This is a genomic window from Streptococcus peroris ATCC 700780 (genome assembly GCF_000187585.1).
Lineage (GTDB): Bacteria > Bacillota > Bacilli > Lactobacillales > Streptococcaceae > Streptococcus > Streptococcus peroris.
Genome location: NZ_GL732463.1, coordinates 468,432 through 482,911, shown reverse-complemented (window position 1 = coordinate 482,911; position 14,480 = coordinate 468,432). Strand labels below are relative to the sequence as shown.

14 protein-coding genes are annotated in these 14,480 nt (G+C 39.8%); 3 read left to right on the top strand and 11 right to left on the bottom strand.

Annotation, left to right across the window (positions count from 1 at the left end; translation table 11 throughout):
• The first annotated feature begins 19 nt into the window (after nt 1–19).
• Nucleotides 20–1,195: an aminoacetone oxidase gene (aao, locus tag HMPREF9180_RS04325; protein WP_006145235.1), complete on the top strand. Its 1,176-nt coding sequence runs from the start codon at nt 20–22 to the stop codon at nt 1,193–1,195.
• Between the two features lie 41 nt (nt 1,196–1,236).
• Here the strand turns inward: aao and HMPREF9180_RS04320 are convergent, their stop codons facing one another.
• The gene (locus HMPREF9180_RS04320; protein WP_025168634.1) at nt 1,237–1,977 is read right to left on the bottom strand and encodes a MerR family transcriptional regulator; all 741 of its coding nucleotides are present in this window, start codon (nt 1,975–1,977) and stop codon (nt 1,237–1,239) included.
• Nucleotides 1,978–2,216: 239 nt separating this feature from the next.
• Here HMPREF9180_RS04320 and HMPREF9180_RS04315 point away from each other — a divergent pair, with 239 nt between their 5' ends.
• Nucleotides 2,217–3,557, top strand: coding sequence for a sodium-dependent transporter (locus HMPREF9180_RS04315; protein ID WP_006145232.1), 1,341 nt, complete (start codon nt 2,217–2,219; stop codon nt 3,555–3,557).
• A 42-nt stretch (nt 3,558–3,599) separates the two neighbouring features.
• Here HMPREF9180_RS04315 and manA read toward each other — a convergent pair whose 3' ends face one another.
• The 10 genes from manA to HMPREF9180_RS04265 all read right to left on the bottom strand — a co-directional run bounded on the left by manA (nt 3,600) and on the right by HMPREF9180_RS04265 (nt 14,062).
• Entirely contained in the window at nt 3,600–4,544 is a 945-nt protein-coding gene (gene manA / locus HMPREF9180_RS04310) for a mannose-6-phosphate isomerase, class I (protein WP_006145230.1), read from the bottom strand.
• Nucleotides 4,545–4,694: 150 nt separating this feature from the next.
• Complete coding sequence (locus HMPREF9180_RS04305; RefSeq protein ID WP_006145228.1) at nt 4,695–5,273, bottom strand: DUF3592 domain-containing protein; 579 nt, start codon at nt 5,271–5,273, stop codon at nt 4,695–4,697.
• Nucleotides 5,274–5,427: 154 nt separating this feature from the next.
• Nucleotides 5,428–5,775: a VOC family protein gene (locus HMPREF9180_RS04300; RefSeq protein WP_006145227.1), complete on the bottom strand. Its 348-nt coding sequence runs from the start codon at nt 5,773–5,775 to the stop codon at nt 5,428–5,430.
• A 109-nt stretch (nt 5,776–5,884) separates the two neighbouring features.
• Nucleotides 5,885–7,660 carry a pyruvate oxidase gene (spxB, locus tag HMPREF9180_RS04295; RefSeq protein ID WP_006145225.1) on the bottom strand — a complete coding sequence of 592 codons (1,776 nt, stop codon included), beginning with the start codon at nt 7,658–7,660 and terminating at the stop codon, nt 5,885–5,887.
• A gap of 215 nt (nt 7,661–7,875) precedes the next feature.
• Nucleotides 7,876–10,098 (bottom strand): heavy metal translocating P-type ATPase, encoded by a 2,223-nt coding sequence (locus HMPREF9180_RS04290; protein WP_025168633.1) that lies wholly within the window; start codon nt 10,096–10,098, stop codon nt 7,876–7,878.
• Nucleotides 10,099–10,108: 10 nt separating this feature from the next.
• On the bottom strand, nt 10,109–10,480 hold the full coding sequence (locus tag HMPREF9180_RS04285; RefSeq protein ID WP_006145222.1) for a cupredoxin domain-containing protein: 372 nt from the start codon (nt 10,478–10,480) through the stop codon (nt 10,109–10,111).
• A gap of 18 nt (nt 10,481–10,498) precedes the next feature.
• Nucleotides 10,499–10,894 (bottom strand): CopY/TcrY family copper transport repressor, encoded by a 396-nt coding sequence (locus HMPREF9180_RS04280; RefSeq protein ID WP_006145219.1) that lies wholly within the window; start codon nt 10,892–10,894, stop codon nt 10,499–10,501.
• A 349-nt stretch (nt 10,895–11,243) separates the two neighbouring features.
• Nucleotides 11,244–12,380, bottom strand: a complete 1,137-nt coding sequence (lctO, locus tag HMPREF9180_RS04275; protein ID WP_006145218.1) for an L-lactate oxidase — start codon at nt 12,378–12,380, stop codon at nt 11,244–11,246.
• Between the two features lie 317 nt (nt 12,381–12,697).
• Nucleotides 12,698–13,129, bottom strand: coding sequence for a hypothetical protein (locus HMPREF9180_RS04270; RefSeq protein ID WP_006145217.1), 432 nt, complete (start codon nt 13,127–13,129; stop codon nt 12,698–12,700).
• Between the two features lie 27 nt (nt 13,130–13,156).
• Nucleotides 13,157–14,062 (bottom strand): hypothetical protein, encoded by a 906-nt coding sequence (locus HMPREF9180_RS04265; RefSeq protein ID WP_154645144.1) that lies wholly within the window; start codon nt 14,060–14,062, stop codon nt 13,157–13,159.
• Between the two features lie 132 nt (nt 14,063–14,194).
• Between HMPREF9180_RS04265 and HMPREF9180_RS0101715 the strand changes: the two genes are divergently transcribed.
• On the top strand, nt 14,195–14,386 hold the full coding sequence (locus tag HMPREF9180_RS0101715) for a helix-turn-helix domain-containing protein (protein WP_006155562.1): 192 nt from the start codon (nt 14,195–14,197) through the stop codon (nt 14,384–14,386).
• The last annotated feature ends 94 nt before the right edge of the window (nt 14,387–14,480 follow it).

Below are 14,480 nucleotides of genomic sequence, written 5' to 3'. Positions count from 1 at the left end.
TTTATGGTACAATATTTCTATGAAACATTTTGATACGATTGTCATCGGAGGTGGTCCTGCTGGAATGATGGCTACTATTTCCAGTAGCTTTTACGGGCAGAAAACGCTTCTCATCGAAAAAAATCGAAAACTTGGAAAAAAATTAGCCGGAACTGGTGGTGGTCGTTGCAACGTCACCAACAATGGAACCCTAGATGACCTATTAGCCGGCATTCCCGGAAATGGGCGCTTTCTTTACAGCGTCTTCTCCCAGTTCGATAACCATGATATCATTAATTTTTTCACGGAAAATGGAGTCAAACTAAAAGTAGAAGACCATGGACGCGTCTTTCCAGCCAGTGACAAATCTCGGACCATTATCGAAGCACTGGAAAAGAAAATCAGTGAGCTAGGTGGTCAAGTTGCTACTCAAACCGAGATTGTTTCGGTTAAAAAGGTGGATGACCAGTTTGTCCTGAAGTCCGCAGACCAAAATTTCACTTGTGATAAACTGATTGTCACAACTGGTGGAAAATCCTATCCTTCCACTGGTTCTACTGGTTTTGGTCATGAGATTGCTCGCCATTTCAAACACACCATTACCGAACTTGAGGCGGCCGAGAGTCCCTTATTGACAGATTTCCCACACAAGGCCTTGCAGGGAATTTCTCTAGATGATGTGACTCTAAGCTATGGCAAGCACGTCATTACTCATGATCTGCTCTTTACCCACTTTGGTTTATCTGGTCCTGCTGCTTTGCGTATGTCTAGCTTTGTCAAGGGTGGTGAGGTACTTTCCTTAGACACTTTGCCTCAGCTTTCTGAGAGAGAATTAGTTGACTTTTTAGAAGAAAACCGGGAAAAATCCTTGAAAAATGCCTTGAAGACTTTGTTGCCAGAACGCTTGGCAGAATTCTTGGTGCAAGGCTACCCAGAAAAGGTCAAACAACTAACTGAAAAAGAACGAGACCAACTTCTCCAGTCTATCAAGTCCCTCAAGATTCCTGTGACTGGAAAGATGTCATTGGCTAAATCCTTTGTCACCAAAGGTGGCGTTAGTCTCAAGAAAATCAATCCTAAAACTCTGGAAAGTAAGCTGGTACCTGGTCTTCACTTTGCAGGGGAGGTGCTAGATATCAATGCCCACACAGGTGGCTTTAACATTACTTCTGCCCTCTGTACCGGCTGGGTGGCAGGAAGCTTGCATTTTGACTAAACTTAAAAGTAAGAAATCGGCAGAGATTACTCCGCCGATTTTTATTTTGTCTGAGTTCGAACATAGTGGGCAATAACATCTGAAGTGTATTGAGCTGTTCCAGGTCCAAATTTGTCAATGTTTTCTTTGAACTCTGGATTATAGACATAGCCTTTACCGATATGACCGAAGACTTCAATTGAACAATCAAACCCATACGTACGAATGGCTTGTAAGAGCTTGGATGCTTCTTCTTGGTTTTCGGTTGCTGTTGTAGGTAGTCCATCTTTGAGATTTTGAGCCAGGGCTTGAAAAACCTGATTAAAGGCTGATGCAACCTCATCCTCTCGTCCTTTTTGACGCTCAAGGGCTTGATCCATGACTTCTTGGCCATACTTGTCTACCGCCTCTTGGTGGTATTTTTGATTGTCTTGATAGCTAAATCCAGTGAATTTTTCCTCAATGGTCATTTTTCTTTCTCCTTTCTGTTCTTGAATAGTTTTCTGTAAGGTTGAAATTAAGGTATCCAGATGTTGTCTTTCTCGAGTCAGGTAATCCAACTGTCTCGTCAAATGTGGTAACAAGTTCATCTTTTCTTCCTTCAATAGCTCTGCTATTTTTTCTAAAGAAAAACCTAGATACTTGTAATAAAGGATAACCTGAAGTCGTTCCAAATCATCCTGACTGTAGGTCCGATAGCCGTTTTCCGATTTTAAAGGAACCAAGAGTCCTATCTTATCATAATGGTAAAGTGTCTTGACAGAAACGCCTGAAAGCTGCGCAGCTTCTTTGATATGGTACATGATTTCCTCCTCACATAAATAATATATACCCTCCCCTTTGGGGAGAGTCAAGTATTTTATCATATTTTTTTAGATTTATGAAAACGTAAAATTGAATTTCTTGACAGACTTCAAAAATCATGATAGGATAATCAAGTCTATCAATCAAATAAAAGGCTCTTAAAGAGCAATTGAGAGAGGGCTATTTGACGATTTCAAGTAGCCTTTTCTTATTTTAAAAATGGATTGGAGTTTTAACGATGTCTGAAAAATCGCAATGGGGATCAAAACTGGGCTTCATCCTTGCATCTGCTGGTTCTGCTATTGGTCTTGGAGCTGTTTGGAAGTTCCCTTATATGACCGTTGCCAATGGTGGGGGAGGTTTTTTACTGGTCTTTCTCATTTCGACACTGTTGATTGGATTTCCTCTCTTACTGGCTGAATTTGCTCTTGGTCGAAGCGCTGGCGTATCAGCAATCAAAACCTTTGGTAAGCTTGGAAACAATCAAAAGTACAACTTTATTGGTTGGATTGGCGCCTTTGCTCTTTTCATCCTTCTCTCATTTTATAGTGTTATTGGGGGTTGGATTCTGGTATACCTTGGTATCGAGATTGGGAGATTATTCCACCTAATCGGAAATGGAGATTATGCCCAGCAATTCTCTTCCATCATTTCTAATCCAGTCATTGCGCTTGGAGCCCAAGCATCCTTCATTTTCTTGAACATTTTCATTGTTTCACACGGCGTTCAAAAAGGGATTGAAAGAGCATCTAAGGTTATGATGCCCCTACTCTTTATTATCTTTGTTGTTATTATCGGGCGTTCTCTTAGTTTGCCAAACGCTATGGAAGGGGTCAAATACTTCCTCAAACCGGACTTTTCAAAACTGACAAGTGCTGGACTACTTTATGCCCTAGGGCAATCTTTCTTTGCCCTGTCCCTTGGAGTTACAGCCATGCTGACCTACGCTTCTTACTTGGATAAGAAGACCAATCTGGTTCAATCAGGAATTTCCATCGTAGCCTTGAACATCTCAGTTTCTATCATGGCGGGACTTGCGATTTTCCCTGCTATGTCAGCCTTTAATATCCAATCTGAAGGTGGACCGAGTCTCCTCTTTATCGTTTTACCACAACTCTTTGACAAGATGCCTTTAGGTACGATTTTCTATATTCTCTTTCTCTTGCTTTTCCTCTTTGCGACGATAACTTCCTCAGTCGTTATGCTTGAGATCAACGTTGGTAACATCACCAACCAAGACAATCGTAAGCGTGCCAAGTGGAGTATGATTTTAGGAATCTTGACTTTTGTCTTTGGTATCCCTTCGGCCCTATCCTATGGTCTTATGGCTGATGTCCATATCTTTGGGAAGACCTTCTTTGATGCCATGGATTTCTTGGTTTCCAACCTCCTTATGCCTTTTGGTGCTCTCTGCTTGTCTCTTTTTACAGGCTATATTTTCAAGAAGACACTGGCTATGAAAGAACTTCATCTTGATGAAACACCATGGAAACAAGGACTTTTGCAAGTCTGGCTTTTCCTTCTTCGTTTCATCATTCCAATTATCATCATCGTGGTCTTTATCGCCCAATTTATGTAAATACAAAAAAGGACTTGAGAATATCTCTCAAGTCCTTTCTTTTTATGGATGGCTAACAATCAATTCTAGACCTTGCCCTTCCAAGGTCCAAGCTTCAACATCACTTGGAAGGATAAAGTGGCTACCTTTTTGAATTGGATAGTCTTTTCCATCAACAGTCAGGTGACCTTGACCAGCCAAGACGCTCAACAAGCTATAGTCAGCTGTCTTTTCAAAGTCCACTTTTCCTGTGATTTCCCACTTGTAAACCGCGAAGAAATCATTAGAGACAAGTAAAGTTGAACGCAAATCATCTGCTTTGACAGTCACAGGACGGCTGTTAGCTGGCTCACCAATATTTAAAACATCGATGGATTTTTCAAGGTGAAGCTCGCGCAAGTTGCCATTGTCGTCCTTGCGATCAAAATCATAAACACGGTAGGTGGTATCACTAGACTGTTGCGTTTCAAGGATTAAGATACCTGCACCGATCGCGTGCATTGTTCCACTTGGTACATAAAAGAAATCTCCAGCTTTTACAGGAACTTTTGTTAACAAGGCATCCCAGTTTTTATCTTCGATTTGCTGACGAAGCTCTTCCTTAGACTTAGCATTGTGACCATAGATAATCTCTGAACCTTCATCTGCTGCGATGATGTACCAGCACTCTGTCTTTCCAAGTTCGCCTTCATGCTCTAGTCCATAAGCATCGTCTGGGTGAACTTGAACACTAAGCCAACCGTTGGCATCGAGGATTTTAGTCAAGAGTGGAAATACTGACTCTGGACGGTTCCCAAATAACTCACGGTGTTCCTCATACAAACTAGCGAGGTCTGTTCCTTCATAGCGGCCATTGGCTACCTTAGACACTCCATTTGGATGAGCTGAGATCGCCCAATATTCTCCGATTTTTTCGCTTGGAATGTCGTAACCAAACTCATCACGTAGTTTAGTCCCACCCCAAATTTTTTCTTGCATAATGGAATTTAAAAATAATGGTTCTGACATGCGCTATCTCCTGTCTGGTTTACTCCTTTCATTATAGCAAAAAAAGAGTCCTAATTGAACTCTTTTTCTTATCTTATAAAGTAAGGAGAAGATTTTATAAAAATAGTAACGATATGGTTTTCATACTTTTGAAAAAACTACCAGAAACTATTAGTTCACAAGATTTGGAAGAATGAACACTATAAAGAAAGCTAGAGCAACCATCAGAAAAACAAGGAAATAAACTAAACATTTAGTCAACCATGCATAACGACCTGGTTTTAAAGGTCTTTCTACATAGGAATGTTTTGGTTTTTTAGGGTCATAATAAACAGTTACATTTCCACCAATTGGGAATCGTTCCATTAAAGGTGATTTTGTTAAAGAGATGAAACTGTTCCTATAAATCTTGTATCTTAAATCCTGAGGAATTTCCCCATCTTCAAAATTATCCATTTTGACATCAGATACGATTGACCCCAAGGGAGTACTGATTGTATTTGAAATCGCATATAGAAATTTCGGCCCTAAAACCTTGTATCGGTTCCCATCAACAGTGTACTCAACCACTGGGAGACTAATCCCGTTATAAAGAGCATAGGAATATCGGATAATAACTCCTTCCGTTCTTTCGGTGCATCTCTTGGCATTTCTGTAATTACTAAAGATAAAAATGTCGAACATGAAATAGGTGAAGGCAGCAAAGCCTAAAACCATTAAACCAAATAATAGAAAGAAAATTGTGGGCATTTTTTTCTCCTTAGAATATTGTTATGAAGCTATTTTAACAAATTTAACAAAAAAGACAAGAAAAAAAAGACCGGATTGCTCCGATCTTTCAATAGTTCATATTCGCACATTCTGTTTTAAGAATCATTAAGGTTAACTTCAAATGACTAGCATCCTATTTCATACGATAAAAATCAATGACTAGACCAGCAGGGCCTTCAACTAACATGGATTCTGTTCCCCAATCAGTTACAACTGGCCCATGTAGAATCTCAATTCCTAATTCTTTCAAACGCTTTTGATTCTGTTCCAAATCTTCAACTTCAATGTGTAGGATGATTCCTGACTGAAAATTTTCCAGAGGTATCAAATGGCTTTGTGAGAACATAAGACAGTGACTGCCAATCGTGAACTGAGCAAAACTGTTATCAACATAGTCCGCCTTTTTATCCAAGATACATTCTAATTCAGCACAGACTTGGGGAACATCTGACACGATAATATCTAATTGATTTAAATTCATTTACTATCCTCCAGAAAAAGACCGGATTGCTCCGATCTTTTATGTTTCTCTCTATGAAAATCAAAGTATAAAATCTACAATGTTTACATTTGATTTTCGACGAGAGGAATTATTTGATTGCGCGTGATTGCAATCCTTCTTCTTCCAAGAAGAGGCGGAATGGTACGAGTTCTTCTGCTTCGTATTTTTCCTTGAAGGCTTTGATAGCTTCTTCTGAGTGTTGTTTTGGATCCAACTCAAGTACTTCTACTGGAAGTGGACGATGTGGAGTGATATGAGCATCGATAACAACAGTTTTACCTTCTTTGTTGAGTTTCACAGCTTCTGCAACAACAGCATCGATATCTTCGATACGGTCAACTGTAAATCCTACAGCACCTTGCGCTTCAGCGATTTTCGCATAGTCAGCATTAGAGAAGTCACAACCAAACAAGTGTTTGTTTGTGTCTTCGTATTTGTCCTTGATGAAGGCATATTTACCATTTGAGAAGACAACGTTGATAACTGGAAGGTCGTATTGAACGTTTGTGATAACGTCTGGGTAGCACATGTTGAATGCACCGTCACCCATGATGTTCCATACTTGGCGATCTGGATTGTCTTTCTTAGCAGCGATACCACCAGGAAGGGCAATACCCATTGTCGCAAAGAGTGGAGATGTACGCCACATGTTCTTAGGTGTCATGTGAAGGTGACGAGTAGATGTTTGAGTAGTGTCACCTACGTCGATTGAGTAAATAGCGTCTTGATCAGCATGTTTGTTGATTGCATTGTAAACTTGATACAATTGCAATTCACCCTCAGTTTTACCTTCGAGTTTGTTCATGTAATCGCGCCAGTTTTGGTTGTTCTTCACGTTTGCACGCCACCATGGAGTAGACTCAACTGGGTTTACTTTATCAAAGATAGCTTTAGCTGCTTGACCTGCATCACCAAGGATTGAAGCGTCAAGGGCGTGACGTTTACCAAGTTTGTAAGGGTCGATATCCACTTGGATGAATTTTTCAGTGTTCTTGAATGCTTCGTAAACTTCAGCAAATGGGAAGTTTGAACCAAGGAAAAGAACTGTGTCTGCTTCAAAGACCACTTCGTTGGCTGGTTTCCAACCAACACGGTAAGCAGAACCTGTCAAACCTTCGTAGTTCCATTCGAACGCTTCGAAGTTTTTACCAGTTGTGATGATCGGTGCTTTGATTTTACGTGACAATTCAGTGATCACTTCACCAGCTTTAACACCACCGTAACCAGCATAGATAACTGGACGTTCAGCATTGTTCAAGATTTCAACAGCTTTGTCAATTTCAGTTTCGTTCAAAGCAGGAGCGATGAATGAACGTTCGTATGAACCTGAACCGTAGTATGAGTTTTCGTCGATTTCTTGGAAACCGAAGTTTACTGGGATTTCAACAACAGCTGGACCTTTTTTAGAAACAGCTGCACGGCAAGCTTCGTCAATGACTTTTGGCAATTGTTCTGCGTAAGCTACACGTTTGTTGTAAACAGCGATACCGTTGTACATTGGGTTTTGGTTCAATTCTTGGAAAGCATCCAAGTTCAACTCGTTAACTGGACGTGATCCAAGAATAGCAAGAAATGGAGTGTTATCCATAGCTGCATCGTAAACACCATTGATCAAGTGAGTCGCACCAGGTCCACCTGAACCAACTGCAACCCCGATAGAGCCACCAAATTTAGCTTGCATAACCGCTGCAAGAGCACCAGTTTCTTCGTGACGAACTTGCAAGAAACGGATATCTTTGTCTTCAGCCAAAGCGTCCATGAGGGAGCTAAGTGTTCCTGATGGAATACCGTAGATAGTATCTACGCCCCAGGTTTTCAATACATTAAGCATCGCTGCAGATGCAGTAATTTTTCCTTGAGTCATAAGTATAACTCTCCTTAAATTAATATTGTCATTTACAAAAAGCGCTTTTATATGTTACTTGAAAACGATTCAGTAAATTTACAATCCTAATTTATCACATTTGTTTTCAGATTCATAAGAATTTGCTCAGAAACTTTCATTCTCTATTACAGTACAGTTTGGAAGCGTTTCGAAAATCTGTTTTAGAATAGAAAAAAGCGGTTAAGACCGCCTTTTTAATCGACTTTAGTAAAATTAAGCATGAGAGAGCTAATTAAAACAGATACTGAACTAAAGGCCATGGCCAATCCTGCAAGTTCTGGATTGAGGGTCAATCCCAGTCCTACAAAGACTCCAGCAGCAATTGGAAGCCCAAGGATATTGTAGATAGAGGCCCAGAAGAGATTGAGTAAGATCCTGCGGAAGGTCCTTTGACTCATGTCAAAGGCGCGCACAACGCCAAGCAAATCATTTTGCGTGAGCACGATGCCACCGGACTCGATCGCAATATCCGTTCCAGATCCCATAGCGATCCCCACATCCGCGATCGAGAGAGCTGGAGCATCATTGATCCCATCTCCAACAAACGCGACCTTGCTAGTTTCTTGCAGTTTTTGGATGGCGCTAGCTTTTTCTTGAGGAAGGACATCAGCAATGACGGTATCAATTCCCACTTGCTTAGCAATAGCTTGGGCCACCCGTTCATTATCCCCCGTTAACATGACCGTTTTCAAGCCCCGTTCTCTGAGCTTTTTGATCGCTTCTTTTGAGCTGGCCTTTGGAGCATCTTGAATGGCAATCAAGCCAATCACTTGCCCATCCACAGACAAACTGATCACTGTTTTGGCCTGCTCTTGCAACTCTACCATCCGTTTTTCAAGCTCCGGATCCATCGCTGTCCCGTCATGAAGTTTGCCATTTCCCAAGGTCACCAACTGCTGGTCGATCTGACCTTGGACCCCTTTTCCTTCAATCGCTTGGAAGTTTTCCACAGGGGATAACACCAAACCTTTTTCTTCTGCTTGTGATAACACCGCTTGGGCTAGTGGGTGTTCTGAAAAAGTTTCAAGACTAGCAGCCAGTGTCAAGACACGCGCTTCATCTCCTACAACATCGGTTACAAGTGGTTGGCCAATGGTAATGGTCCCTGTCTTATCAAACACAACGGTTTGAATCTTTTGCACTTCTTGAAGAACTGTTCCATTTTTAATCAGAACCCCCATCTTGGCACTACGGCCGGTTCCGACCATGAGGGCTGTTGGGGTTGCTAAACCAAGGGCACAAGGACAGGCAATAATGAGGACAGAGACTGCATAGAGCATGGCCTCTTGAAGCGATGCTCCCAAAAGCACGGACCAAACCCAGAAAGTCACAATGGCCAAAATCGTCACTGCTGGAACAAAGATACCTGAAATCTTATCCGTCAAATCTTGAATAGGAGCACGACTGGATTGGGCCATTTTGACAAAGTCCACAATTTGAGATAAGAGGGTCTCACTACCGACTTTTTCAGCCTTAAAGAGAATGGTCCCATTGCTGTTGATAGTGGAGCCGATAACTGCATCACCAACTGATTTTTCCACAGGCAAGCTTTCACCTGTCACCATCGACTCATCAATGGTCGTACTTCCTTCTACAATCGTCCCATCAACCGCAATCTTTTCCCCAGGACGGACCCGAATCAAGTCATCAATTTGGATATCTTCTGCCGCCACCTCGACATAGTTCCCATCACGGAGAACTTGAGCCGTTTTTGCCTGCAAATCCAACAACTTTTCCACAGCCTCGGAGGCATTGTTACGCATCCGTTCTTCAAAGATTTGCCCTAAGAGGATAAAGAAGATGATAAAACCCGCAGCCTCAAAGTATACTGGCTGACCAGTAAAAAGCGCAAATACACTATAGACATAGGCTACCAGGGTTCCAAGAGCTACCAAGGTATCCATATTGGAATGGTGCTTCTTAAATGAGGCCCAGGCACTCTTGATAAAAGGTACTCCTGCTACCAACATGATCGGCGTTGTCGCTAGAAAAGTCCCCCAGCGATTGACTGGATGGGATACAAGTCCTGCCCACATCCCGATCATCAAGATCAATAAAGGAAGGGTAAAGATACTAGTAATCCAAAAGCGACCCAGTAAACCTAAGACACGACGGCGTTTTTCCACAACCGTGTAGGAACCCTTTTGCATCTTCATTCCACATGAAAACTCAAAGTCCCCTGTTTCTGTCGGGGTAAAGGATATCACCTTATCCACACCGACTTCCAAAGGCTCTAAAATCCCCTGATCTTCAAACAAAATTTCCTTGTAACAGCCGGAAGGATTGACCCGATGGAAGGTGATTTCAGCAGGGATCCCTTTTTGAAGTTGAAATTCTTTGGGACTATAGCCCTTTTCTGCTGTAATACGGATCTTTTGCACTCCGTTTTCCACAACTGCTTTTTGTTTTTCTACCATACCTACTCCTTTATTCCACAATCATTTGACCATGCATCATGTTCATTCCACATGAAAACCCATATTCGCCCGCTTTTTCTGGCGTAATTTCAATGACATGTTTTTCACCTAAAGGCAAATCTTCATGAACGCCAAAATCTGGAAAGATCACTTGAGCCAGGCATGAAGATGGATCCTTGCGATTAAAGATGATCCGGGCAGGAACATTCTTTTTCAGGACAATGGTTTCAGGCGAATAGCCCCCCATGACTTCGACTTCAATTTCTTGATAACCTGATTTCTGATGAGCTTGGCCGCTTACCTTTTCATGCTCTGCAAAGAACCACCAAGCAATAAAAGCAACCCCAAGTAAACAAACAATACTAATTAACAATCCAAACATTGAAATTCCTTCTTTCTATTACATACAATTGCAAGGGACTGTTTCGACAGCCTCTGCTTTCTTTTCTTCCAGGACCTGCTGCAGCTGATTAAGATCTGCAAGCGTAAAGTCACATTCTTCAATCAAATCAGCTAGCAAGAGCTTTATTCTTCGAGAACAAAGCTTGTCTTTGATATCCTGAACCATTAAGCCCCTACTATCATCTAGCGTTAAAAGGGCCGAATAGACAAAGGACTTGCCCTGCTTCTCCCGAGTCAAACATTCTTTCTCCACCAAACGGGCCAAAAGTGTCTGGATCGTGGACTTGGACCAGCTGAATCTTTTTTCTAATACTTTTATAAGATCAGTGCTTGTCTGTTCTCCCTGCATCCAGATAATCTTCATGACCTGCCATTCTGCATCTGAAATTTGCATGATTATCTCCTCCAAAATCTACATTTGTAAATTATAAATATGAGTATACTCTGAAAATTTACATTTGTCAACTATAAAGTTAATACATTCTGCTTTTTTCTCCTCATTACAAATTTACCAAAACATCTGCATAATCATCTCCTCCAAAATCTACATTTGTCAATCACAATTATTACTATACTCCTAAAATCTACATTTGTCAACTAAATTTCCTAAAAATTTTAAAATAATTTAAAATGTATTAAAATTTTTTCTTATATACTCGTTAAGTTCACTTGTTAAACTCTCTTTCATGTTTACAAAGACATAACTCAAAAACCTCCACTTGGAGTGGAGGTTTTCTACTTTATCAATACAATTTTAAGTCACGAGGATCAACTGGGAAAGTTGGATTGTATGGATTGTGACGAAGTTTGAAGTGTTTCACATCTTCAATAGTTTGTGTTCCAGATAACTGCATGACTGTCTTCAATTCTGCATTCAAGTGCTCAAATACTTGACGGACACCAACACTACCACCAAGAGCCAAACCATAAATAACAGGACGCCCAATTGCTACCAAGTCTGCTCCTGAAGCCAAGGCTTTAAAGACATGTTGACCACGACGAATACCAGAGTCAAAAACAATTGGTACACGTTTATCAACTGCTTCTGCTACTTCTTGAAGTGAGTCAAAGGCGGCTGGGCCACCATCGATTTGACGTCCACCGTGGTTGGTTACCCAGATACCAGATGCACCCGCAGCAAGAGAACGTTCAACATCTTCACGGCATTGAGGCCCCTTCACATAAACTGGGAGTCCAGAGTATTCAGCGATAAATTCTACATCTCGTGGAGAGAGGCGTTGTTTAGCTGATTTGTAGACAAAGTCCATTGACTTACCAGCACCCTCTGGCAAGTATTCCTCAACGATTGGCATCCCAACTGGGAAGACAAAACCATTACGTTTATCAACTTCACGATTGCCCCCCACGGTTGCATCTGCCGTTAAGACGATCGCTTTATAACCTTCTGCCTTCACGCGATCCATAATGTGGCGGTTAATCCCATCATCTTTACTAAAGTAAAATTGGAACCAATGAGGAGTCCCTTGAAGTGCTTCCGTAATTTCTGGCAGATCAACTGTAGAGTAGGAGCTTGTAGTATAGAGGGAACCAAACTCATGTACACCACGCGCAGTAGCCACTTCCCCTTGTTCATTGGCTAATTTATGAGCTGCAACTGGAGCCATAATGATGGGTGAAGATAGTTTTTCACCAGCAAATTCAATCTCTGTACTTGGATTTTCCACATCACAAAGCGTATGCGGAACGATGAGTTTGTGGTTAAAGGCACGGATATTCTCCCGTAAAGTAAAGGTATCTTCCGCTCCACTAGCGATATAACCAAATGCTGCCTTTGGAATAACTTGCTGCGCCATAGGCTCCAAATCGTAGGTGTTAATGAAATCTACAGGTCCTTCTGCATTGCTTGTTTTATATGACATAAAATATCCTCCTTGTTGAGTAAGCGTTTACTTCTTCTTACATAAATATCTTAACTCTTCTTCATGATCTTTTCAAAACATTTGCCTGGAAATTTCATAATAAAGGTAAACAGCCTTAGAACTAAAAAGTAAAGAAGATACAGATTCACCACCTATCCTACTCTAAACAGGAACTATTGTTATAAATCTTCCATTAGATAAAAAACTCAGGTAGTTCTATAGTTACCTGAGTTTATCTGCCAAAAATTTTATAATTTGCTTTTAAATGCCACAATTTTTAAAATTTAACTATTGTTAATTTTTACAGTATAAAGAATTTATCTTATATGTTTTTTTGAAAATTGGTAATTTTTATAAGTACCGATAATACTACCTACACTTAAACCAAATAGAATAAAGATAAAAATTGCAAACCCATCACCGATTGCTTTACTATTAAATAGATGATTAAATAGTAAAAATAGAGGTAGAACGATAGGGAGCAATACACTACTTACAGCTGCACGTCGCATCTCCTTTGTCTCTCCTGTAATAAACCAAGTAAAAGGTAAAAATCTCATCCAATTTAGGTATTCCTTTTGTTGAAATTTTTCTTCAAATAAATGAGTAAACAGAACATAAAATGGTAATGCGATGTAATAAGTTACTTTAACCAAGAAGTACATTGCACCAATAAATACTGCAACTCCCCACCACATTCCTTCCATTGTTTCTTCGTAATCTCGTTGATACTTTGGTTTTCTAGACATAATAGTTCTCCTTTAGTTTTTCATCCATTATTTCATTAAGTTTGTAAATGTATTGATCGTTGTCAATTTATTATTGTAACTAACTTGTCTTTGTAACTCTTGGAACTGTTGTTTTAATTGCTCATTTCTCTTCAGTTCTTCATATAAGTTTTGAGCTTGTCCTATATCATAGGCTCTTCCTTGATCTATCAAATTAATCATATATACAAAAGCACTATAATGAACATCTAACCCGGCTTGTTGTCTTGCTGTAACAAATGGAAGACAATTTATTTTTCCTATAAAATAATCTCTAGCCTTAGTAACTTCATTTTGTAGTTGTCGAATTTGTTCAGCTTTTGGCTTATCCTTCTTTACTCGTTGAAAAGCAAAATAAATTGGAGACCAAAGAATGACCCACATAGCTATCCAAACAGTATATTCAAACGGTCTACTTAAAACACCCAAGCCAGAGCTACTAAATTCACCAAGTCTTTCTTTGTAGGCTACTAGAAGCAACGATCCTAATATCCTAACAACCCATCCAAATCCACTAAGTTTAACATTAATCAAATCAACATATTTACTATCTAAATTATAGAAATACTTCGTTGCTTCTTCAATACGTTTTGACCAAATTGCAGCATCAATGAGCAATTCTCTACTTCGCTCAGGCTCTTCAAGAGTTGAAACATGTTCTTGAATTACCGTCTGGTATGGTTGTGGATTAGCAATTGGGTAGTATTTATAAGCTTTACCTTCTTTGGTAATGATTTCCATAGAATGGTATTCCCCATTATCAAATACTTCTGACCAACGTTTATTAGGTATTCTACCTCTCGCATATGCATCCCAAATTGTCCAATCATTAAAACTTGCTGATTTAAACTCTTCAGGAATAATCCCTAAAAAATAATCTAATTCCTTCTCATCTTGAGAGATAATTCTATTCATATATGTTTCTCCTTCCATATCTATTTTAACATATTGTGGTTATATACACAATATGAAGAAGTGCTCTTTTTACTTATAATTAAGTTAAAGGAGTTGATAACGATTATCAGTTTTAGCCCCCTTTGGGATACGATGAAGAAAAAAGAAATTTCTCAATATAGATTATTAAAATCAGGGATTGACAACAAAACCCTAGATAGTTTAAAGAAAAATAAAAACATAACTTTACTGACATTAGAAAAGCTATGTTGTATTTTAGATTGTCTTCCAAATGATATCGTAGAATTTATCGAAGAAACTCCTGACTACAATCAAAATCAATAATACCATCTTGGGTAGTTAAATGATTTAATGTAATTAAACAACTAAATAAAGTTATTTAACCAATAATTGTGAACAACTCTTGGTTAAATTATTT